Here is a 20,521-nt window from a genome sequence, read left to right on the forward strand (position 1 = left end):
CTCGAGACGCATTGCTCTCCGCACGGGAGGCCCGCGGGCGCGTACCTCACCGAGCAGTACCGCGCGTGGCGTGCAGCGGTGACGACGTGACCGACCCGAACGGCGCGCGGCTCGCGCTCGACGCCGGCCAGACCGGCATCAAGCTTCGCTTCGAGCGACCCGGCGTATCCCCCGTCGAGGAGGTGCTGCCGGGCGTGCGCACCCACGAACCGCTGTTGCCGCAGCTGGCGGCGGCGGTCCGGCACGTGCACGACGTCTCGGGAACCCCCGTCGCGACGGTCGCGAGCGGCGTGTCCGGACTCACCGAGGAGGGGGCGGATGCCTCGGCCCTGCTCTCGCTCGTCGGGTCGCTCGGTGCGCATCGAGTGCTGCTCGCGCACGACTCGATCACCTCGTTCCTCGGCACCCTCGGCGACCGGCGCGGCGCGGTCGTCGCCTCGGGCACCGGCGTCGTCACCCTCGCGGTCGGCCGTGAACTGGTGGCGCGGGTCGACGGGTGGGGCAACATCATGGGCGACGCCGGGAGTGGCCACTGGATCGGGCGCGAGGCACTCGACGCCGCTATGCGCGCCTACGACGGGCGGGGGCCCGAGACCGGCCTGCTCGGGCTGCTCCGCGATCGATGGCCCAACGCCGAGGAGGCGTACATCCAGCTGCAGGGCGACCCGGACCGGGTGCGCACCGTCGCCTCGTTCGCCGGCCCGACTGCGTACCTCGCGGCCGAGGGCGACGCGGTCGCGCGCCGCATCTGCCTCAGCGCCGCCCGCGAGCTGGCGCACTCGGTCGACGCGGCCCTGCGCCGCGTTGCGGGACCCGGCCAGGGGCGGCCCGGTGACGGGGCTGCTGACGGGTCTGGCGAGCGGCCCGATGACGGGCCCGACGTCAGCGCGATCGGCGGTGTCTTCGGTTCGGCGCTGATCCGCGACCGCTTCGACGCGCTGCTGCGCGAGCGGTACCCGGCGATGCGACCGCACGCCCCCCACGGCACCGGCCTCGATGGGGCGGCGACCCTCGCGACCCTCCCTGAAGGGCATCCATTGCGTGCACACGTCGCCGTGGCGTCATCCGACGGGTGACACGCGGTCGTGAGGTCGAACTCGAGCGACGAGCGGGTCGACAGATCGAGCGTGGGCGAGTCGGCCGGCGTTCGCCCGAACCGGCGCCCGCCCACCTTCCTGCCCCTTCCGACCTCTCCATCTCTCCCGCCGCCCTGTCCAGAGGAGCACCGATGACCGAACACCCCGCCCTCTTCACCGCGATCACGAACGAGCCGAAGGATTACGCCTGGGGGGCGATCGACGGGATCGCGACCGTGCTGGGCCGCCCCGGCAGCGGCAGGCGCGAGGCCGAGCTCTGGTTCGGTGCACACGCCTCGGGGGCGAGCCGCGCTGCGGTGTCCGGGCAGGGGTCCTGGGCAGACCTCGCCGAGTGGGAGGCGGCCTCGGGCGAACGGCTGCCCTACCTCCTGAAGATCCTCTGCGCGGCGGCCCCGTTGTCGATCCAGGCGCACCCGACGCTCGAGCAGGCGCGAGCCGGATTCGACCGCGAGGAGGCGTTCGGGATTCCCCTCGACGCCCGCCACCGCAACTACAAGGACCCGTACGCGAAGCCCGAGCTGATCGTCGCGCTCCGCGACGGCTTCGAGGCACTCTGCGGGTTCCGACCGGTCGTCGAGACGATCGACGCGATCGACGAGCTCGCCGCGTCAGGGGTCGCAGAGACCCTGCTCGCCCCGTGGCGCGAACGCCTGAGCGGCGAGCCCGACCCGAGCCGGGCCTTCGACTGGCTCCTGTCGGGCCTTCCCGTCGTCGCGGAACTCGTCGCGGCCGTCGGGGTCGTCGCCGCGCGCGGGCCACGAGGCGGACTCGTCGCCCGGCTCGCGGCTGCCTGCCCCGGCGACGCCGGCATCCTCGTCGCGCTCATGATGAATCACGTCGTCCTCGCGGCCGGCGAGGCGATCTGGCTGCCGGCGGGCAACGTGCACGCCTACCTTCGCGGCGATGGCGTCGAGCTGATGGGCCCGAGCGACAACGTGCTGCGCGGCGGCCTGACTCCGAAGCACATCGACACGGCCGAGCTCGCACGAGTCCTCGACTTCTCGACCGGAGCCGCCTCGTTGCTCGCCTCGGCGCGGCTCGACGACGGGGTGCTGGCCTACCGGCCGCGCGCGGTCGAGTCGGGCAGCGACGTGCCGTTCGAACTGCTCGCGGTCGACTCCGACGCCGAACTCGCGCTGCAGGGCGCATCGATCGCCGTCGTCACCGACGGCTCGTTCGCGTTCGCGGGCGACGGTGAGGTGATCGCGGCGCCGCGCGGCACCGCGGTGTTCGTCGCCCGCGCATCGACGGTGACGGTCACCGGCCGAGGCCGGCTGTTCGTCGCGACGGCGCCGACCACGCGGGGGTGAACCGGCGCTGAGGGTTGCGCCGGCCGGAACGGGGCGGGAGCTGCCGGGACGCTGGCATCCTCGGTATCGACCTGCAAAGATTCTCTTGCAAAGATTTCTTTGCAGCAGTATCTTTGCAACATGGCAACGATGAACCCAGACGACCTCGAGGCCCAGCCGAGCAGCTTGCGCCACCCCGGCGTCGACCATGTGCTGCCGAGCGCGAGCCTGAAGTCCCTCGCCCATCCGCTGCGCGTGCGCATCTACGACGAGCTCTCGGCCTACGGTCCGCTCACCGCGAGCGGCCTCGCAGAGCGGCTCGGCGAGTCGAGCGGGGCGACGAGCTACCACCTGCGCCAGCTCGAGCGCGCGGGGCTCATTCGCGAGGACACGGCGCGCGGCAAGGGCCGTGAACGCTGGTGGGAGCGAGTACCGGGCTCGATCGCGATCCCCGATGCGCGCTCGCTGCCGGCGGGCAGCGCCGAGCGCCTCGCGGTCAAACTCGTCGAAGACGAGTGGTTCCGCTCGCGCGAGCAGAACTTCCGCGAGTTCGTGGCCGAGGGTGAGGCGGTGTTCGGCCCAGAGTGGCTCGACATCGCCACGAGCGACACGATCAACCTGCGCCTCACGCCCGAGCAGCTGAGCGCTCTGGTCGCCGACCTCGACGTCGTCTTCATGAAGTTCATCGACGCGTACAAGCGCACCCCGTCACCGGGCTCGCGTCCGGTGCAGATCCACCTCAACGCGTTCCCCCTCGTACGCGGGGAACCCACAGACGAATCCATCCCGAAGGAGCACCGATGAACACCGCAACCCTCTCCCCCGGATCCGGCGTACTCGCAAGCTGGGCCGTGCGCGGTGGCCTCTCCGTCGCGAGCTGGGGTCTCCAGCGCGCGACGCGCCGCACCGACCGCGACCGTCAGCTGAGTCGCCTCGAGGCACGCGCCGCGGCCGAAGCAGCGCTCGCAGAACGAGACGCGCTGTACCGCAGCGCCGGTTATCGCGCGCTCTGACGGCGGGAGCCCATGGTGGAATAACCGCATGCTCGTCCATCCGCCGAAGGCCCGCCCCGGCGACCGGGTCGCCGTCGTCCCCGCCTCATTCGCCGCTCCCGCCGCCGGCCCGGCCGTCCACGAGCAGGCGATGCGGCGGCTCGCCGAGCTCACCGAGCACAGCCGCGACGCCGCCATCGAAGCGATCGGGCGGTACAACCCCGGGGCGGTCGTCTGCGTGGGGGTGCCGTTCGGCCACACGCGTCCGCAGTGGATCGTGCCGCACGGCGGCGAGATCACGCTCGACGGTGCAGCGCAGCGGGTCTGGGCCGACTACCGCTGAGAATGAGCGGCGGGCATCGAGCGGATGTCCCGGCCTCGGCCGGACGCGAAGGCGCGGGGTCTTCGAAGTCGGACGCGTGGCGGAACTCCGGGATGATGTCCCCGGAACGAAAGATTCCCGATTCTTAAGTATCGAATTGGGGTCATTCGGCGCGACTCCGGCATTGCGCCGCTTACGCTGATCGACATGCTGCAGTGACGCCGTCGGCGGCGTCCGCTCATCGAGGAGGAGAAGCTGCATGTCTCGTATCGGCATCGTGACCGAGCAGAGTCCGGAGGCCCGCGTCGCGGCCACACCGGCGACGGTGAAGCAGTTGACGGCGCTCGGCCACGAGGTCGTCGTCGAAGCCGGCGCCGGCTCCGCCTCGGCATTCCTCGATGCGTCGTACCTCGAGGCGGGCGCGCGCATCACGACGGCGGCCGAGGCGCTCGCGAGCGATATCGTGCTCAAGGTCAACGCCCCCACCGAGGCTGAGATCGCACAGGTCACTCCCGGTGCGATGCTCATCGGCCTGCTGGCGCCCGCCTTCAAGCCCGAGTTGCTCGAGGCGCTCGCCGCGCGGGGTGTTACCGCGCTCGCGATGGACGCAGTACCGCGCATCTCACGCGCGCAGTCGATGGACGTGCTCAGCTCGATGGCGAACATCTCGGGCTATCGCGCGGTCGTCGAGGCCGCCCACGAGTTCGGTCGCTTCTTCACCGGTCAGGTCACGGCGGCCGGCAAGGTGCCGCCGGCGAAGGTGCTCGTCGCCGGTGCCGGCGTCGCCGGACTCGCCGCGATCGGCGCGGCGTCGAGCCTCGGCGCGATCGTGCGGGCGACCGACCCGCGGCCCGAGGTCGCCGACCAGGTCAAGTCGATCGGCGGCGAGTACCTGAAGGTCGAGGTCGAGGTCGAGCAGTCGACCGACGGCTACGCCAAGGCGACGAGCGAAGCCTACGACCGACGTGCCGCCGAGATCTACGCCGAGCAGGCGCGCGACGTCGACATCATCATCACGACCGCGCTCATCCCCGGACGGCCCGCGCCCAAGCTCATCACGGCGGCGGATGTCGCGAGCATGAAGTCGGGCAGCGTGATCGTCGACATGGCTGCAGGGCAGGGCGGAAACGTCGCGGGCTCGGTCGCGGGCGAGCGCATCGTGACGCCGAACGGCGTGATCATCCTCGGCTACACCGATCTCGCGTCGCGCCTCCCGACCCAGGCCTCGCAGCTGTACGGCACGAACGTCGTGAACCTCGTGAAGCTGCTGACGCCCGCCAAGGACGGGGTTCTCGTGCTCGACTTCGACGACGTCGTGCAGCGTTCGGTCACGGTCGCGCGCGACGGCCAGGTGACCTGGCCGCCGCCACCCGTGCAGGTCTCCGCCGCACCTGCGGCAGCGGCATCCGCCCCATCGACAGCCGGCGCGGCCGCCGCGCCCACGCAGAAGAAGCCGATGTCGCCCGTGAAGAAGGTGGCGCTCATCGCGGTCGGCGTCGCGGCGCTGTTCGCCGTGAACGCGATCGCTCCCCCGCCGCTGCCGCAGCACTTCACCGTGCTCGTGCTCGCGATCGTCGTCGGGTTCTACGTGATCGGCAAGGTCGCGCACGCCCTGCACACGCCGCTCATGAGCGTGACGAACGCGATCTCGGGCATCATCGTGGTCGGCGCGATGGTGCAGATCACGAGCGAGGTGCCCGTGGTCCAGGTGCTCGCGGCCGTGGCCGTGCTGCTGGCCAGCATCAACATCTTCGGCGGATTCGCCGTCACCCGACGCATGCTCGCGATGTTCGCGAAGGGTGCAGCGCCTGCGGCTGCTGCATCCACGAGCGCGCCGTCGACGTCGGCATCCGCGAAGGGCACCCCTGCTGTGAACGTCAAGACTGGAGCCGAGCGTGCCTGAGACCGCAGCCCTGCTGACCCCGGCGTCGATCGCCGGAGCCGCGTACATCGTCGCGGCGCTGTTGTTCATCATGAGCCTCGCCGGGCTCAGCCGCCATGAAACCGCCAAGGCCGGTGTCAACTACGGCATCGCCGGCATGGCCATCGCGCTCGTCGCCACCGTGTGGCTGACGTTCGCGGGCGCCTGGGGCTCGCCGCAGGCGACGACCGGACTGATCCTCCTCGTGGTGGCCGTCGTCGTCGGCGCGGCGATCGGCCTCTGGCGGGCACGTCTCGTCCCCATGACCGGCATGCCCGAGCTCATCGCCCTGCTGCACAGCTTCGTGGGACTCGCCGCCGTGCTCGTGGGCTGGAACGGCGCGCTCGAGGAAACCGGCATGACCGGTGCGCTGCTCGACATCCACCACGCAGAGGTCTTCATCGGCGTCTTCATCGGCGCCGTCACCTTCACCGGGTCGATCGTGGCGTTCCTCAAGCTCTCAGCGCGCATGTCGTCGGCACCGCTCATGCTCCCCGGCAAGAACGCGCTCAATCTCGGCGCGCTCGTCGCGTTCGTGGTGCTCACCGTCTGGTACGTGATCACCCCCGAGCTCTGGCTGCTCGTCGTGGTCACGGCACTCGCCCTCGCCCTCGGCTGGCACCTCGTGGCGTCGATCGGCGGTGGTGACATGCCGGTCGTCATCTCGATGCTGAACAGCTACTCGGGCTGGGCGGCGGCAGCGGCGGGCTTCCTGCTGAACAACGACCTGCTGATCGTCACGGGTGCGCTCGTCGGCTCTTCGGGTGCGTACCTGTCGTACATCATGTGCAAGGCGATGAACCGCTCGTTCATCTCGGTGATCGCGGGCGGCTTCGGCATCGCGGCGCCCTCGAAAGGCGACGCGGAGGTGGGCGAGCACCGCGAGATCGAGGTCGAGGATGCCGCGGAGATGCTGAAGAACGCCTCGAGCGTGGTCATCACGCCCGGGTACGGCATGGCGGTGGCGCAGGCGCAGTACCCCGTCGCCGAACTCACGCAGAAGCTGCGCGAGCGGGGCATCGAGGTGCGCTTCGGCATCCACCCCGTCGCCGGTCGCCTGCCGGGACACATGAACGTGCTGCTCGCCGAGGCGAAGGTGCCGTACGACATCGTGGAGGAGATGGACGAGATCAACGACGACCTCGCCGACACCTCCGTCGTGCTCGTGATCGGAGCGAACGACACGGTGAATCCGGCTGCGGCCGAAGACCCGGGCAGTCCGATCGCCGGCATGCCCGTGCTGCGCGTGTGGGAGGCCGACAACGTGATCGTGTTCAAGCGGTCCATGGCGTCGGGGTATGCCGGTGTTCCGAACCCGCTGTTCTACCGCGACAACGCGCAGATGCTGTTCGGCGACGCCAAGCAGCGCGTCGAGGACATCCTGCGCGCGATCTGAGGCCTGCGCCGGTCGATCGCGGCTGTTCCTCGGTCGCTCGCCGCGAGCGTTTCCGTTCGCGCGCCCTGTTTCCGTTGCGACGGCCACATTCGGCGCGAACGGAAACATTCGGCGACCGGGCCCCGTCAGGAGGCGCCGGCGAAGGAGGCGCTCCGAGACGGCACGTAGGATGGATCGGTAACCCCGATGTGAAAGAGGTCGCCGTGGCCACCGCCCGCGATACTGCTCCGGAGCGCGCCCAGTACTGGGTCGTCCCGGTCGTCCGCGGCCTCTTCGCCGCGGTGGCCGCCGTCGTCATCACGTTCTCGCAGGACCACTCGCCCGAGTTCGGCTCGCTCGTCTTCGGCGTGTGGGCCGTCGTCTCGGGCCTCGTCGTCGGGGCCCTGTCGTTGCGACTCGTCACGGCACGGGGCATCCGATCGCTCTTCGCCATCACGGCCGTCGTCACCGTCGTCGCCGGCCTGCTCGCGTTGACGGTGCCCGGCGGCGGCCTGCCGTTCCTGCTCTACCTCGTCAGTGTCTGGGCAGCCGTCACGGGCTTCGTCGAGCTCTTCGCGGGTCTGCGCGCCCGTGGCCGCGAGGCCGCCGCACGCGACTGGATCGCCGTCGGCGCGCTCACCGCGATCCTCGCGATCGTCTTCCTGCTGCTTCCCCCCGACGCCGTCACCGCGGTCGGCCTGCTCGGTGGATACCTCGTGATCGTCGGTGTGTACCTCATCATCGGCGGTCTCTCGTTGAAGTGGGCCGCCGCCCCGGCCGAACCGGGCCCGGCGGCTGGAACGGAGCAGCAGTCGTGAGCCAGTCCCCCGGTGAGTTCAAGCCGAGCCGGCGCGACGTGCTGCGCCCCGTCGAGTATGTCGGCGGTGCGGCGATCGCTGCGGTCTTCACGGGTGTGGTCGTGCTCTTCACCACTCGCGACCTCACGCTGACGCTCATCATCGCCGGCATCGCGTTCATCGCCGTGCTCGTCGTGCTCGCCCTGCTCGCGATGGCCATGAAACCCAACGCCGACGAGACGGCTGAGATCGACGGCACGGATGACCCGGGCGACGCCGATCCCGGAGACCGGGGCGGTCCCGGCTCGGCGCACTGAGTCGAAGGAACATCTGCCCGACACGCCGGCTCGGTGCGGAGTGCCGCCCGAGCCGCCCTGCGACTCGGCGCCCCAGTCGTTCTTCGGCAGCGGCGCATTCAACGCACCTGCGCCATGCCTCAGTCGGCCCGCTGTAGACGACCGAGCTCGGATCCGGTGACATCGAGCAGCACGAGCTCATCACCGTCGAAGCCCGCGAGGTGGGCGGACCCGATCCAGCCGGGAACTTGGATGTTGTCGCATCCGATCAACGTCGAAGGCCCGGATGTCGCAAGGAGGTCGCCCTCGTCCGCGATCGTCCATCGACCGCCGCTGCCATTGCAGCCGTCGGACCCGGCCCAGACTCCGGACCGTTGGAACTCCACATGGGCATCGTTCGCACCCGGGGCGTCGACTGGAGTCCAGCGACCATGCAGCTCGGTGGCGGTCGCCGGTTCGAGCGTCTCCGGCAGCGGGGCGGCATCGCGGAATGCCGCTCGAACGCCCTCGTCGATCACTGGGGGCTCGGTGTAGAACTCGGCCGCGGTCGGGATCGGCTCGGGCGCGCCGTCGATCGCGAGCGACGCCATCACCGCGCCCGTGTCGTCGACGAGCCGCCACCCGGTCTCGGCGGGCTCGTACGACGTCACCGAATCGAGCCATGGGATCTCGGGCAGCGAGCCATCGATGCATTCCCCCGATCCTCCATGGACGCTCGCGACGAAGGCCCGTTCTCCGGCGCGCCACGCGCCGTCGAGCATGCCGCACTCGCGCCACAACTGGAATTGCCCTGCCTCGAGCCGAAGCCAGGTCTGGTCGCTTTCACCGGCTGCGCCCGACACGCGCCAGAGGCCGATCAACTCGATCGGCTCCGAGCCGCCCGGGGTGACCGCCCCAGTGGCGCTCGGAGCGGCACTGGGTTGAGCGACGGAAGGTTGCGACTCGCCTACGGGGTCGGATGCGCATCCCGCGCCGAGCGCGACCAACAGCAGTGCGACTGCAAGTGCGAACGGTCGTCGGCGCATGACCCCAGCCTAGAGACCGTCGGGCCGCTGGAGGCGTCCGAGTTCCACGCCGTCGCGGTCGAGGAGCACGAGCTCCTGCCCGTCGAGTCCGGCGAGGCGCGCGCCTGTCACCCAACTCGACACGGGGGCGCCCTCGCACCACATGTCCGACGACCCGCCAGTGGTCGTGAGCAGTCCACCGTCGTCCTCGAATGCCCACCTGCCGCGTTGGCCGTTGCAGCCGTCGGACCCGTTCCAGTCGCCGAACGCCAGGAACACCACGTGCGGATCCGTCATGACGGAGAGCCCGACCGGATCCCATCGACCGATCAGGTCGTCGGTCGAGGCCGGTGCGAGCGATTCCGGCAATGGCGGTGCGTCGGCGAAGAGCGCACGCGCCAGGTCGTCGGTCACCGGCGCCTCGGCGAAGGACGCTTCCACGCCGTTGATCGGCTCGGGCGCCCCGTCGATCGCGAGCGAGGCGACGGGCTCGCCTCCGGCGTCGAGCAGCTGCCATCCGTCGGCGGTCGCCCGGTACGAGGCCGCCGCATCGAGCCACCCGACGTCGGCGAACGCCACCCCGCAATCCCTGCTCGCGGACCAGATCTGCGCGAGGAAGGCCCGCTCGCCGGCGATCCACGAGCCGCCGAGCGTTCCGCACTCGCGCCAGAGCGCGAGTTCGCCGCCGCCGAGGCGAAGCCAGGTTTCGTCGCTTTCGCCTGCGGCACCCGATACTCGCCACAGGCCGACGAGCCCGATCGGGTCGGCTGCCGCGGCAGTCGGCGTCGGAGTCGAGGGTGCCGTCGAAGGACCTGGTGGCGCCGACGAGGTTGCGCAGCCGGGCGTGATGGATGCCGCGACGAGCGCAAGCGCGAGCCATGCGAGTCGGCCGATCCTCGCCGGCCTGTCCGCGGTCCGCTCGCCGGCGTTCGCCACTTTCGATCCCCTCCGCGCGTTCACACATAGGATGTGTTCGGCTGCAGACCGTTCTTGCATCACTCGGCGGAATTCGGCGCGTCGATGAGCCCTGCGCGTGGCCGCGTCTCGGGCGTATCCTGAGCAGATCTCCACCATCGGTCGACTGAGGGAGGGGTCATGGCTGCGAAGGCGCTGCGATGCCGTCTCGGCATGCACAAGTGGGTGCTGCGGAGCAGCACTGAGAACGGCGCATTCCACGAGTGCGCGCGGTGCGGGAAAATGGGGACTTCCGACTGGGGTCCGCCCGTCGGCGGCACGCTCGAGGATCACTCCTAGACGCATCGCCGTGCCGGCGTTCTCGAGAGTGCATCTCACGCCTCGTGACGGGCGGGGACTGCACTGTCGGCCCGGGTGCGCCGCGCGGGGAGTTTCGAGAGTGCACCTCACGCCCCTTGGTGGGCGGCGTGTGCACTCTCGGCGAAGGGACTAGAGCCGGTCGACGAGTTGCGACGCGATCCCGGTGTACGTCCCCGGCGTGAGCGCGAGCAGGCGTTGCTTGGCCTCGTCGCCGATCTCGAGGCCGTTCACGAACTCGGCCAGCTCGACCGCGCCGACGCGCTTGCCGCGAGTGAGCTCCTTGAGCATCGCGTACGGGTCGGCGATCGTCGAGCGACCGGCGACGACCTCGGCGCGGATGACCGTCTGGATGGCCTCGCCGAGCACCTCCCAGTTCGCGTCGAGGTCGGCCGCCAGCACGGCGAGGTCGAGGTCGATCTCGCCGAGGCCGCGCTGGATGTTGTCGAGCGCGAGTAGCGAGTGCCCGAAGCCGACGCCGATGTTGCGCTGCGCCGAAGAGTCGGTGAGGTCTCGCTGCAGGCGCGACGTGACCAGCGTCGCGGCGAGCGAGTCGAGTACCGCGGACGACAGCTCGAGGTTCGCCTCGGCGTTCTCGAAGCGGATGGGGTTGACCTTGTGCGGCATCGTCGACGAGCCCGTCGCACCCGGCGCCGGGATCTGGCGGAACACGCCCAGCGAGATGTAGGTCCAGATGTCGGTCGCGAGGTTGTGCAGCACCCGGTTCGCGTGCGAGATGCGCCCATAGAGCTCGGCCTGCCAGTCGTGCGACTCGATCTGCGTGGTCAGCGGGTTCCAGGTGAGACCGAGCGACTCGACGAACTCGCGAGAGACATCGGGCCACGCGACATCCGGTGCGGCGACGACGTGTGCCGAGAACGTGCCCGTGGCGCCCGAGAACTTGCCGAGGTACTCGCTCGCCTCGACCTGCGAGGCGATGCGAGACAGGCGGTAGACGAAGACCGCGAGCTCCTTGCCCATGGTCGACGGGGTCGCCGGCTGCCCGTGCGTGCGCGAGAGCATTGCGGCGTCGCGATGCTCGACGGCGAGGGCGGCGAGCCCGTCGATGACGAGGCGGAATTTCGGCAGCCACACGTCGCGCACGGCGTCGCGCACGGTGATGGCGTAGGAGAGGTTGTTGATGTCTTCGCTCGTGCACGCGAAGTGGGTGAGCTCGGCGATGTGCGCGAGTCCGAGGTCGTCGAGGCGCCGGCGCACGTAGTACTCGACGGCCTTCACGTCGTGGCGGGTGGTGGCCTCGAGCGTGGCGAGCTCGTCGATGTCGGCCTGGCCGAAGTCGGTGACGACCTGCCGCAGCGCAGCCTTCTGCGACGCGTCGAGCGGCGAAGTGCCGAAGAAACCGCGGTCGGTCTGGGCGATGAGCCACTCGACCTCGACGTGCACGCGCGCCCGGTTGAGACCCGCCTCGGAGAGGTGCTCGCCGAGCCCGCCGACCGCCGAACGGTACCGGCCGTCAAGGGGGCTGAGCGGCTGGGGAGGCAGCGAAGTCATCGGATTCCTTGTCTGAGTGCGGGGGCGAGCTGGCGGAAGAGCGCCTGAGTCGACCGTTCAATCATGCCAAGAACTCGATCGAACATCGCCGCGTCCGAGTAATAGGGGTCGGGCACGTCCTGCTGCCCGCTCGGATCGCCAGCGAACTCGAGCAGCAACCGCACCTTTTGCTGCTCGGTCGTCGAGCCCGCCCAGTTGCGCAGGATGCGGGCCTGGCCGCGGTCGAAGGCGACGACGAGGTCGAGATTCGGAAAGTCGGACGCGTCGAACTGCCGGGCACGGTGGTGGGTGCCGTCGTATCCGGCGCGCGCGAGCGCGTCGATCGTGCGCTGGTCGGCGGGCTCGCCGACGTGCCAGTCGCCGGTCGCGGCCGACTCGATGGCGATGCGCGCTCCGAGCCCGGCGTCGTCGGCGAGCGTGCGCAACACCACCTCGGCCATCGGTGAGCGGCAGATATTGCCTGTGCACACGAATGAGACACTGAATTGTTGCGCGGCGTGACCCCTGGGCACCCCTCGCGTCATGGGTTCCATTGTGGACGAGATCGGCGGTTCGCACAGCCCCCTTTCGGGCGCGGTGAACCCGTGTTGAGGGAGGTCGCATTGTGATGTCGGATGCTCCGCCGCCCGACTTCCACGTCGACGCAGAGCTCGCGGCGCGGCTCGTGTCATCGCAACATCCCGACCTCGCGGGCCCGCTGACGCCCGTCGCCAACGGATGGGACAACGCGATCTTCCGCCTCGGCGACGAACTCGCGGTGCGACTCCCCCGTCGCGAGCTCGCAGTGCGCCTCGTCGAGCACGAGCAGCGGTGGCTGCCGCGTCTCGCGCCACGACTGCCGGTGGCGGTGCCGGCGCCGGTGCGCATCGGCCGGCCAGCGCCTCAGCTCGGGTACGACGTGCCGTGGAGCATCGTGCCGTGGCTGCCGGGACGCGTCGCGACCGAGTTCGCGACGCCGCAGCGTGATGTCGCGGCTCACGCGCTCGCGGAGTTCGTGGCGGCGCTCGCCCGCCCTGCGCCACCCGATGCGCCGCGGAACGCGTATCGCGGAGTGCCGCTGGCACAGCGTGATGACACGATGCGCGCGCGCTTCGCGGGTGGACGACTGACGGATGCCTCGCGGCTGGTGCCCCTCTGGGAGCGGGCGCTCGCCGCGCCGGAGTGGTCGGGGCCGAGGCTCTGGGTGCACGGCGACCTGCACCCGGCGAACCTGCTGCTCGGGACATCCGGTCACCTTGCCGCGGTCATCGACTTCGGCGACCTCACTGCCGGCGACCCGGCGACGGATCTCGCGACGGCGTGGCTGACGTTCGGCCCGGAGGGCCGACGGGTGTTCAGGGAAGAGGTGGAGGCACGCACGAGTGTCGACGACGCGACGTGGGGGCGGGCGCGAGGCTGGGCGCTCGTCATCGCGAGCGCCGTGGTCGAGGCGACCGGAACGACGAGCCCGCTCGGGCAGGTCGCGGCGTACGTGCTCGAGCAGCTCATCGCCGACTGACCACGGCTCCGCCGACTCACCCTCGACAGGCGGTTCCGGCTGCGAGCTCTCCACGACGATGGGCGCGCGCGGTCCGGCGCGCCGGTGTCGCAGCAGACTCGGCGGCATGGATGAAGCAGACCGGTTCGTCGCGCTGGTCACTGGCCGCGCCGTGACGGCCGATCAGGTCGATGCAGCGGTGCGGCTGCGCGGGCGGCTGCGCGCACTTCGCGACGAGGTGGAGCAGACGGTGCCGGGGCTCGCGCCGCGCGCCGCCGGTGGGTGGCGGTCGACGGCGGCCGACCGGTACGCGGAACGGCTCGACGAGTTGCAGGCGCTGTTCGTCGAGGTGCAGGCCGCCTTCGGCGCGGCCGAGGTGCAGCTCGACGAGCGGATCCGGCGCTTGCGAGACCAGCTCGACGCGCAACTCGCGGCGCTCACCGAGGAGGCCCGGCGTGGGTGACGGGCTGACGATCTCGGGCGGCGGCGAGACCACGGTCGCGACCGACGAGCTGTTCGTCGATGCCGCTCGCCTGGGCGCCGCGGCCGGGGTGATCGACAGGTGGATGTCGAGCGCGGCGGCGCTGCACGCCGAACTCGACGACGCCGGCCTCGACGGCGGCACCGGCTGGGCGGAACCGGCGCCGGCCGATGCGATGCGACGGGTCGAGCGGGAGCTGGGCCGCTGCGGCGACACGGCCGAGGAGTTGCGCTCCGCCCTCATCGCGAGCGCAGAACGCTACGGGTGGGCCGAGCGCACGATCGACGGGTTCTGGAAGGCCGGGGGCGGGCTCATCGCGGGGCTGCTCGGCTGGGTTGCGGCGCCGGTCGGCATCGGTCTCGGCGTCGGTCTCGCGGCGAACTCGGCATGGCGCGGTCTGATCGGTCCGACACCGCTCGACCAGTGGATCACGTCCAATAGGGGGCTGCTCTCCGATCCCACGTTCGTTCGCGTTGTGCGGGCAGCCGCCGACTCGGTCGACGAGTTCCTCGCAGGCGTTCGGGGGGCACCCGGTTCCCATGCGATCGGTCAGTTCGTGGGCGCGCCCGAAAGTGCGTCGGTGCTCCTCGCGCTGACCGCGCTGCTCGGTTCGAAGTCGCTCGTGGACGGTCCGGTGTCGGTGACGAGGGCGAATCCAGGACAGGGCGCACCGCCGGGACATCCCGCGGCCGCGCCCGTTCGCTTCGTGGCCGCGCCGACCGGGGTTTCCGATCTCGCCGACCGCGTGCCATCAGGCGAAGGCCCGCAGATCCGCATCGAACGCTACGGGCAGCCCGACGACCCGCGCTGGGTGGTCTACGTCAGCGGCACCGTCGAGTCATCGCTCGTGGCGGGCGAAGAACCATTCGACCACTCGTCGAACGTCTTCGGCATCGCCGACGACTCGGTCATCGACGCCCTGCGCATGGCCGGTGCGGAGTCGGGCGCCGGCGAGCGGGCGGTGCGGCAGGCGATGGAGGAGGCAGGGGTCGCGCCCGGCGACCCCGTCATGCCCGTCGGCCACTCGGGCGGCGGCATCATCGCCGCGAAGGTCGCGGCCGATCCCGAGCTCAATGTCGTGGGTGCCGTGAACCTCGGCGGCCCCACTGCGTCGGCACCGACGAGCGAGGGCGTGCCCGTGCTCTCGATCGAGCACGATGAAGACATCGTTCCGGCGGTCGGTGGGTTCGGACAACCGTCGCCCGAACGCCTCACGGTCTCCCGCAGCGTGCTCGAGGAAGGGCGCGAGTACGACTCCGCCCTGCCCGCCCACGAGTTGGCGCGCTATCGCGAGACGGCGGCGCTGGTCGACGAGTCCGAGGAGGCGCGCCTCGTCGCATTCGTCGAACTCATCGGGTTCACGGGCGGCGGCCCGGGCGAGGTGAGCGAGTGGACCGCGAGGCGCGACGGCTTCAGCTCTTCGACGGGCGCACGATGAGTCCGATGAGCCAGCTGATCAGGCCGAGCACGAGGGCACCGAGCACGCCCCACCAGAAGCTCTCGACCACGAGGCCGAAGCCCAGCAGGTCGCTGATCCAGTCGACGAGCAGCAGCAGCAGGCCGTTCACGATGAACGAGATGAGCCCCAGCGTCAGCACGTAGATGGGGAACGCGACGATCCTGATGAACGTGCCGACGATCGCGTTCACGAGGCCGAAGATGAGGGCGACGAGCAGGTAGGTGAGCACCGTGGCGAGCTGCGTGTTCTCGTAGGGCACCACACGCACGCCCGACACGATGAACGTCGTGAGCCAGAGGGCGAATGCGACGACGATGACCTTGACGATGAACCGCATGGGTTCAACTCTGGCAGAGAGGCGCGGCGGGGCGAAGGGGTACGGTGGAAATCGTGACCGCACCGGAGCAGCCAGGCGCGAGTGTTCGACTCCGCCCCGAGATCGCAGCCCTTCCCGCCTACCGCCAGGGGCGCCCTGCGCCAGCCGACGGCTTCAAGCTCTCGAGCAACGAGAATCCGCACGAGCCGTTGCCGGGCGTCGAGGCCGCCGTCGCCGCGAGCGCCCACGAGATCCACCGCTACCCAGACGCCACGGCACTCGCCGTGCGTGAGCGCATCGCCGGTCGCTTCGGCGTCACCGCCGACGAGGTGATCGTCGGCGCCGGCTCGGTGTCGCTCATCGCCCAGTTCATCAGCGCCGCGGCAGCGGCGGGCGACGAGGTCGTCTACTCGTGGCGCTCGTTCGAGGCCTACCCGGGACTCGTCACCGTCGCAGGTGCAACGAGCGTGCGCGTGCCCAACCGGGCCGACCACAGCCACGACCTCGAGGCCATGGCGGCGGCGATCACCGACCGCACGCGAGTCGTCATCGTCTGCTCGCCGAACAACCCCACCGGCACGGTCGTCACGGCCGACGAGTTCGAGCGATTCATGGCCGCCGTGCCCGGCGATCTGCTCGTGCTGCTCGACGAGGCGTACATCGAGTTCGTCCGCGATGAGGCATCCGTCGACGGCCGCACCCTCATCGGCCGCTACCCGAACCTCATCGTGCTGCGCACCTTCTCGAAGGCCTACGGGCTCGCGGGCCTGCGCGTCGGCTATGCGATCGGACCCGTCGCGATCCTCGACGCGGCGCGCTCGACGGCGATCCCCCTCAGCGTGACGGCGGCGTCGTCGGCCGGCGCGATCGCCTCGCTCGACGCCGAGGCGGAGCTGCTGGCACGCGTCGACGTCATCGTCGAGCGCCGCGACCGCGTGCGTGCCGCGCTCATCGCGCAGGGCTGGCCCATTCCGCAGGCCCAGGGCAACTTCGTCTGGCTGCCCACGGGCGACGCCACGTCAGCCGTCGCCGAGCGTCTGTTCGATGCAGGGCTCGTGACTCGGGCGTTCCCGCCCGAGGGCATCCGGGTGTCGGTGGGCGAAGAAGAATCTGTCGAGATCCTCCTCCGGATTCTGGGTGAGCTTGTACCGGCCTCACAAGAAGGGGCCGCCGTCTAGCGGGTAGCGTGGAACGGTGCCAGCCCGCGAGAGAGACTTCACCGCGCCGACGGTCCAGCTGCTGACCCCCGAGGGCGAGCTGCGCGCGACGCCCGAGGCCGAGGCGTATCTCCCCCTCGTCGAAGCGCTCGACGACGCAACTCTGCAGCGGTTCTACCGCGACATGACGGTGTCACGGCGACTCGACGTCGCCGGGGCCAACCTGCAGCGGCAGGGGCAGCTGGCCCTCTGGGTGCCGAGCCTCGGGCAAGAGGCGGCCCAGGTCGGGTCGGCGCATGCCGCCCGCCCTCAAGACCACATCTTCCCGTCGTACCGCGAGCACATCGTCGGCATGATCCGCGGCCTCGATCCCGTACGCATCCTCTCGCTGCTGCGTGGCGTGACCCTCGGCGGGTGGAACCCCGAGGAGAACGGCAACTTCCACCTCTACACCCTGGTGCTCGCGTCGCAGACCCTGCACTCCACCGGATACGCCATGGGCCTCCAGTTCGACGGCGCGACGGCGACCGGCGACCCCGACGTCGACCAGGCCGTGCTCGTCTATTACGGCGACGGCTCGACCTCGCAGGGCGACGCCAACGAGGCGCTCGTCTTCGCGTCCAGCTACCAGACGCCGCAGGTCTTCTTCATCCAGAACAACCAGTGGGCGATCTCGGTGCCGGTCTCGCGCCAGTCGCGAAGCCCGCTCTCGCTGCGCGGCGGCGGCTTCGGCATGCCCGGCATCCGCATCGACGGCAACGACGTGCTCGTGAGCTACGCCGTCACCCGCCGGGCGCTCGAAGAGGCGCGGGCCGGCGACGGGCCGAGCCTCATCGAGGCGCTGACCTACCGCATGGGCGCGCACACCACCGCTGACGACCCGACGAAGTACCGCACCGACGCCGAGGTCGAGTACTGGCAGCAGCGCGACCCGATCTCGCGGTATCGCACCTGGCTCGGGGGCAAGGGCGCATCGGCCGCGTTCTTCGACGAGGTCGATGAAGAGGCATCCGACATCGCGGCCGATGTGCGCCGTCGGGCGCTCGAGATCGCCGTGCCGACGCGCGAGAAGATGTTCGCCCACGTCTACAGCGAGCCGCACCCGCTCATGGCCGAACAGGCGGCGTGGCTCGACGCGTTCGAGAACTCGTTCGACGGAGACGCGGAATGAGCGCGCGAATCGATGAGGAGGTCCGTGTGACGGATGTCGCGAACGGGGCTTCGGGTCTCGATACACCTTCGGCTACTCGACCGGCGGAGGCGCCCGCCGCGGCCGCTCCCCCGGTCGACTCGCCTGCGCCCGCGGTGCGGGGCGTGCAGACGCTCTCGATGGCGAAGGCCATCAACGCGGGCCTTCGCGAGGCGCTGCTCGGCGACGACAAGGTGCTGCTCATGGGTGAGGACATCGGGCCGCTCGGCGGCGTGTTCCGCGTCACCGAGGGCCTGTCGGCCGAGTTCGGCGACAAGCGCGTGCTCGATACCCCGCTCGCCGAGTCGGGCATCGTCGGCACTGCGATCGGCCTCGCCATGCGCGGTTACCGGCCGGTCATCGAGATCCAGTTCGACGGGTTCATCTTCCCCGCGTTCGACCAGATCACCACCCAGCTCTCACGTCAGACCCTGCGCCACGACGGCACGCTCTCGATGCCGATCGTCATCCGCGTGCCCTACGGCGGGCACATCGGCTCGATCGAACATCATCAAGAGAGCCCCGAGGCGTACTTCGCGCACACTCCGGGCCTTCGGGTGGTCAGCCCGTCGAGCCCGCACGACGCGTACTGGATGATCCAAGAGGCGATCGCCTCGAACGACCCGGTGCTGTTCTTCGAGCCCAAGAGCCGCTACTGGCCCAAGGGGCCGGTCGACCTCGACCACTCGGGGCTGCCGCTGCACGCGAGCCGCGTCGTGCGGCAGGGCACCGATGTGACGCTCGTCGGTCACGGTGCGATGGTCGCGACGTTGCTGCAGGCGGCCGACATCGCCGCCGAAGAGGGCCGCAGCGTCGAGGTCGTCGACCTTCGCTCGCTCTCGCCCATCGACTACGGTCCGCTGCTCGACTCCGTCAACCGCACCGGCCGGCTCGTCGTCGCCCAGGAGGCGTACGGCAACGTCTCGATCGGATCCGAGATCGCGGCGACGGTCGCCGAGCGCGCGTTCTACTCGCTCGAGGCGCCGGTGCTGCGCGTCTCGGGCTTCGACACCCCGTTCCCTCCCGCGGCCCTCGAGACCGAGTACCTCCCGAGTCCCGATCGGGTGCTCGAGGCGGTCGACCGATCCTTGGCCTACTGACATTCCGATCACGGCATAACTCGACTGCGAGGGTAGAAGACACCTATGAGCGAGATCCGATTCCCCCTTCCAGATGTCGGTGAAGGCCTCACCGAGGCCGAGATCGTGCAGTGGCGCGTCGCGCCCGGCGACCGCATCGCGCTCGACCAGGTCTTCGTCGAGATCGAGACGGCGAAGTCGCTCGTCGAGCTGCCCAGCGCCTACGAGGGCATCGTGTCGGAACTCCTCGTCGACGAGGGCAAGACGGTCGGCGTCGGCACGCCGATCCTCGTGATCCAGACGGATGTCCCTGCCGCCGCCGACTCGTCGGAGCCGGGTGCGCCCGCCACCGCTGGTGCACCCGATGCAGCGACGACGGCGACCGCCGCGGCACCGGCACCCGCTGCCGACGAGGGCGGCGCCGTACTCGTCGGGCACGGAGCATCAGGCCCCGTGAACACTCGCCGCCGCCGTCACCCGTCCCCCGCCGGTGCGCACACGACCCTGGCCGCGCCGCCCGCGCCCGCCGCAGCGCCGGCCGCGCCGGTCGTGCCAGCCGCCCCGGCCGCCGCGACGCAGGCCGCGACATCCGCCACTCGCACCGAAGCGGCGCCTGAGCCGCACGTGCCGGTGATCGCGAAGCCGCCAATCCGCAAGCTCGCGAAAGACCTCGGCGTCGACCTGTCGCGGGTCACCGCGACCGGCCCGATCGGCGACATCACGCGCGAAGACGTCATTCGCGAGGCGAGCCAGGCGAGCGTGTTCCGCAATATCCAGACGCCCGAGGCGCCGGCCGACCGCGAGACCCGCATTCCCGTCAAGGGCGTGCGCAAGGCGATCGCCGGCGCGATGGTGCAGAGTGCATTCCAAGCGCCGCATGTATCGGTCTTCGTCGACGTCGACGCGACGCGCACCATGGAATACCTCAAGCGGCTGAAGGCCTCGCCCGACTACGCCGGCATCAAGATCTCGCCGCTGCTCATCATGGCCAAGGCGATGATCTGGGCGGTGCGCCGCAACCCCACCGTCAACGCGCAGTGGACCGACGACGAGATCATCGTCAAGCACTACGTGAACCTCGGCATCGCCGCGGCCACGCCGCGCGGGCTCATCGTGCCGAACGTGAAGGACGCGCAGGCGATGTCGATGGTCGAGCTCGCCGCGGCGCTCGAGCAGCTGACGCTGACTGCCCGCGAGGGCAAGACGCAGCCTGCCGAGATGCAGGGCGGCACGATCACGATCACCAACATCGGCGTCTTCGGCATGGACACGGGCACGCCCATCCTCAATCCCGGTGAGGTCGGCATCGTCGCGCTCGGCACGATCAAGCAGAAGCCGTGGGTCGTCGACGGCGAGGTGCGCCCGCGGTACGTGACGACGATCGGCGGATCGTTCGACCACCGCGTCGTCGACGGGGACGTGGTGTCGCGGTTCGTCGCCGACGTCGCCTCGATCATCGAGGAGCCCGCGCTACTGCTGGAGTAGC

Annotated in this window: 21 protein-coding genes; 16 read left to right on the plus strand and 5 right to left on the minus strand. The window is 70.4% G+C overall.

Features of this window, described 5'->3' with window-relative positions; translation table 11 throughout:
* The first annotated feature begins 86 nt into the window (after window positions 1-86).
* From LQ757_RS01255 to LQ757_RS01295, 9 genes are all read left to right on the plus strand, one after another.
* Entirely contained in the window at window positions 87-1,076 is a 990-nt protein-coding gene (locus tag LQ757_RS01255; RefSeq protein ID WP_231045392.1) for an N-acetylglucosamine kinase, read from the plus strand.
* A gap of 152 nt (window positions 1,077-1,228) precedes the next feature.
* The gene (manA, locus tag LQ757_RS01260; RefSeq protein ID WP_231045393.1) at window positions 1,229-2,407 is read left to right on the plus strand and encodes a mannose-6-phosphate isomerase, class I; all 1,179 of its coding nucleotides are present in this window, start codon (window positions 1,229-1,231) and stop codon (window positions 2,405-2,407) included.
* Window positions 2,408-2,527: 120 nt separating this feature from the next.
* Window positions 2,528-3,190, plus strand: a complete 663-nt coding sequence (locus LQ757_RS01265) for an ArsR/SmtB family transcription factor (RefSeq protein ID WP_231045394.1) — start codon at window positions 2,528-2,530, stop codon at window positions 3,188-3,190.
* Window positions 3,187-3,399 (plus strand): hypothetical protein, encoded by a 213-nt coding sequence (locus tag LQ757_RS01270; protein ID WP_231045395.1) that lies wholly within the window; start codon window positions 3,187-3,189, stop codon window positions 3,397-3,399. Before LQ757_RS01265 ends, LQ757_RS01270 begins: the two co-directional genes overlap by 4 nt.
* Before the next feature lie 28 nt (window positions 3,400-3,427).
* Window positions 3,428-3,721, plus strand: coding sequence for a hypothetical protein (locus LQ757_RS19500; protein ID WP_372459606.1), 294 nt, complete (start codon window positions 3,428-3,430; stop codon window positions 3,719-3,721).
* Window positions 3,722-3,959: 238 nt separating this feature from the next.
* A complete protein-coding gene (locus LQ757_RS01280; protein WP_231045396.1) occupies window positions 3,960-5,603 on the plus strand; it encodes a Re/Si-specific NAD(P)(+) transhydrogenase subunit alpha in 1,644 nt (547 codons plus the stop codon).
* A complete protein-coding gene (gene pntB / locus LQ757_RS01285; RefSeq protein ID WP_372459607.1) occupies window positions 5,596-7,017 on the plus strand; it encodes a Re/Si-specific NAD(P)(+) transhydrogenase subunit beta in 1,422 nt (473 codons plus the stop codon). Before LQ757_RS01280 ends, pntB begins: the two co-directional genes overlap by 8 nt.
* A gap of 203 nt (window positions 7,018-7,220) precedes the next feature.
* Window positions 7,221-7,814 carry a DUF308 domain-containing protein gene (locus tag LQ757_RS01290; protein ID WP_231045397.1) on the plus strand — a complete coding sequence of 198 codons (594 nt, stop codon included), beginning with the start codon at window positions 7,221-7,223 and terminating at the stop codon, window positions 7,812-7,814.
* The gene (locus LQ757_RS01295; RefSeq protein WP_231045398.1) at window positions 7,811-8,110 is read left to right on the plus strand and encodes a hypothetical protein; all 300 of its coding nucleotides are present in this window, start codon (window positions 7,811-7,813) and stop codon (window positions 8,108-8,110) included. The genes LQ757_RS01290 and LQ757_RS01295 overlap by 4 nt, the downstream gene beginning before the upstream one ends.
* Window positions 8,111-8,229: 119 nt before the next feature.
* Here LQ757_RS01295 and LQ757_RS01300 read toward each other — a convergent pair whose 3' ends face one another.
* The 4 genes from LQ757_RS01300 to LQ757_RS01315 all read right to left on the minus strand — a co-directional run bounded on the left by LQ757_RS01300 (window position 8,230) and on the right by LQ757_RS01315 (window position 12,401).
* Window positions 8,230-9,114: an META domain-containing protein gene (locus tag LQ757_RS01300; RefSeq protein ID WP_231045399.1), complete on the minus strand. Its 885-nt coding sequence runs from the start codon at window positions 9,112-9,114 to the stop codon at window positions 8,230-8,232.
* A gap of 9 nt (window positions 9,115-9,123) precedes the next feature.
* Complete coding sequence (locus LQ757_RS01305; protein ID WP_231045400.1) at window positions 9,124-10,029, minus strand: META domain-containing protein; 906 nt, start codon at window positions 10,027-10,029, stop codon at window positions 9,124-9,126.
* A 468-nt stretch (window positions 10,030-10,497) separates the two neighbouring features.
* The gene (gene purB / locus LQ757_RS01310) at window positions 10,498-11,877 is read right to left on the minus strand and encodes an adenylosuccinate lyase (protein ID WP_231045401.1); all 1,380 of its coding nucleotides are present in this window, start codon (window positions 11,875-11,877) and stop codon (window positions 10,498-10,500) included.
* Window positions 11,874-12,401, minus strand: coding sequence for a low molecular weight protein-tyrosine-phosphatase (locus LQ757_RS01315; protein ID WP_255680972.1), 528 nt, complete (start codon window positions 12,399-12,401; stop codon window positions 11,874-11,876). Before LQ757_RS01315 ends, purB begins: the two co-directional genes overlap by 4 nt.
* Before the next feature lie 83 nt (window positions 12,402-12,484).
* Between LQ757_RS01315 and LQ757_RS01320 the strand changes: the two genes are divergently transcribed.
* The 3 genes from LQ757_RS01320 to LQ757_RS01330 all read left to right on the plus strand — a co-directional run bounded on the left by LQ757_RS01320 (window position 12,485) and on the right by LQ757_RS01330 (window position 15,273).
* Complete coding sequence (locus LQ757_RS01320; protein ID WP_231045403.1) at window positions 12,485-13,375, plus strand: aminoglycoside phosphotransferase family protein; 891 nt, start codon at window positions 12,485-12,487, stop codon at window positions 13,373-13,375.
* A 106-nt stretch (window positions 13,376-13,481) separates the two neighbouring features.
* The gene (locus LQ757_RS01325) at window positions 13,482-13,817 is read left to right on the plus strand and encodes a hypothetical protein (protein WP_231045404.1); all 336 of its coding nucleotides are present in this window, start codon (window positions 13,482-13,484) and stop codon (window positions 13,815-13,817) included.
* Window positions 13,810-15,273 carry an alpha/beta hydrolase family protein gene (locus tag LQ757_RS01330; RefSeq protein ID WP_231045405.1) on the plus strand — a complete coding sequence of 488 codons (1,464 nt, stop codon included), beginning with the start codon at window positions 13,810-13,812 and terminating at the stop codon, window positions 15,271-15,273. The genes LQ757_RS01325 and LQ757_RS01330 overlap by 8 nt, the downstream gene beginning before the upstream one ends.
* On the opposite strand, the gene LQ757_RS01335 is transcribed toward LQ757_RS01330, so the two are convergent.
* On the minus strand, window positions 15,248-15,631 hold the full coding sequence (locus LQ757_RS01335; protein ID WP_231045406.1) for a phage holin family protein: 384 nt from the start codon (window positions 15,629-15,631) through the stop codon (window positions 15,248-15,250). The two genes, LQ757_RS01330 and LQ757_RS01335, sit on opposite strands and share 26 nt — an antisense overlap.
* A 50-nt stretch (window positions 15,632-15,681) precedes the next feature.
* Between LQ757_RS01335 and LQ757_RS01340 the strand changes: the two genes are divergently transcribed.
* The 4 genes from LQ757_RS01340 (at window position 15,682) to LQ757_RS01355 (ending at window position 20,520) form a co-directional block, all read left to right on the plus strand.
* Window positions 15,682-16,788: a histidinol-phosphate transaminase gene (locus LQ757_RS01340; protein ID WP_231046280.1), complete on the plus strand. Its 1,107-nt coding sequence runs from the start codon at window positions 15,682-15,684 to the stop codon at window positions 16,786-16,788.
* A gap of 16 nt (window positions 16,789-16,804) precedes the next feature.
* Window positions 16,805-17,938 carry a thiamine pyrophosphate-dependent dehydrogenase E1 component subunit alpha gene (locus tag LQ757_RS01345; protein WP_231045407.1) on the plus strand — a complete coding sequence of 378 codons (1,134 nt, stop codon included), beginning with the start codon at window positions 16,805-16,807 and terminating at the stop codon, window positions 17,936-17,938.
* A 158-nt stretch (window positions 17,939-18,096) separates the two neighbouring features.
* Window positions 18,097-19,056 (plus strand): alpha-ketoacid dehydrogenase subunit beta, encoded by a 960-nt coding sequence (locus LQ757_RS01350; RefSeq protein ID WP_231046281.1) that lies wholly within the window; start codon window positions 18,097-18,099, stop codon window positions 19,054-19,056.
* A 45-nt stretch (window positions 19,057-19,101) separates the two neighbouring features.
* Window positions 19,102-20,520: a dihydrolipoamide acetyltransferase family protein gene (locus LQ757_RS01355; RefSeq protein WP_231045408.1), complete on the plus strand. Its 1,419-nt coding sequence runs from the start codon at window positions 19,102-19,104 to the stop codon at window positions 20,518-20,520.
* Window position 20,521 lies beyond the last annotated feature (1 nt).

Origin of the sequence: Agromyces cavernae, from assembly GCF_021044935.1 — a bacterium.
GTDB lineage: Bacteria > Actinomycetota > Actinomycetes > Actinomycetales > Microbacteriaceae > Agromyces > Agromyces cavernae.

Bases quoted from the DNA above. Each gene is read 5' to 3' on its own strand.
- manA (WP_231045393.1), top strand. From the start codon at position 1,229: ATGACCGAACACCCCGCCCTCTTCACCGCGATCACGAACGAGCCGAAG.
- LQ757_RS01265 (WP_231045394.1), top strand. From the start codon at position 2,528: ATGGCAACGATGAACCCAGACGACCTCGAGGCCCAGCCGAGCAGCTTG.
- LQ757_RS01270 (WP_231045395.1), top strand. From the start codon at position 3,187: ATGAACACCGCAACCCTCTCCCCCGGATCCGGCGTACTCGCAAGCTGG.
- LQ757_RS19500 (WP_372459606.1), top strand. From the start codon at position 3,428: ATGCTCGTCCATCCGCCGAAGGCCCGCCCCGGCGACCGGGTCGCCGTC.
- LQ757_RS01280 (WP_231045396.1), top strand. From the start codon at position 3,960: ATGTCTCGTATCGGCATCGTGACCGAGCAGAGTCCGGAGGCCCGCGTC.
- LQ757_RS01300 (WP_231045399.1), bottom strand. From the start codon at position 9,114: ATGCGCCGACGACCGTTCGCACTTGCAGTCGCACTGCTGTTGGTCGCG.
- purB (WP_231045401.1), bottom strand. From the start codon at position 11,877: ATGACTTCGCTGCCTCCCCAGCCGCTCAGCCCCCTTGACGGCCGGTAC.
- LQ757_RS01315 (WP_255680972.1), bottom strand. From the start codon at position 12,401: ATGACGCGAGGGGTGCCCAGGGGTCACGCCGCGCAACAATTCAGTGTC.
- LQ757_RS01320 (WP_231045403.1), top strand. From the start codon at position 12,485: ATGTCGGATGCTCCGCCGCCCGACTTCCACGTCGACGCAGAGCTCGCG.
- LQ757_RS01325 (WP_231045404.1), top strand. From the start codon at position 13,482: ATGGATGAAGCAGACCGGTTCGTCGCGCTGGTCACTGGCCGCGCCGTG.
- LQ757_RS01335 (WP_231045406.1), bottom strand. From the start codon at position 15,631: ATGCGGTTCATCGTCAAGGTCATCGTCGTCGCATTCGCCCTCTGGCTC.
- LQ757_RS01350 (WP_231046281.1), top strand. From the start codon at position 18,097: ATGGCGAAGGCCATCAACGCGGGCCTTCGCGAGGCGCTGCTCGGCGAC.
- LQ757_RS01355 (WP_231045408.1), top strand. From the start codon at position 19,102: ATGAGCGAGATCCGATTCCCCCTTCCAGATGTCGGTGAAGGCCTCACC.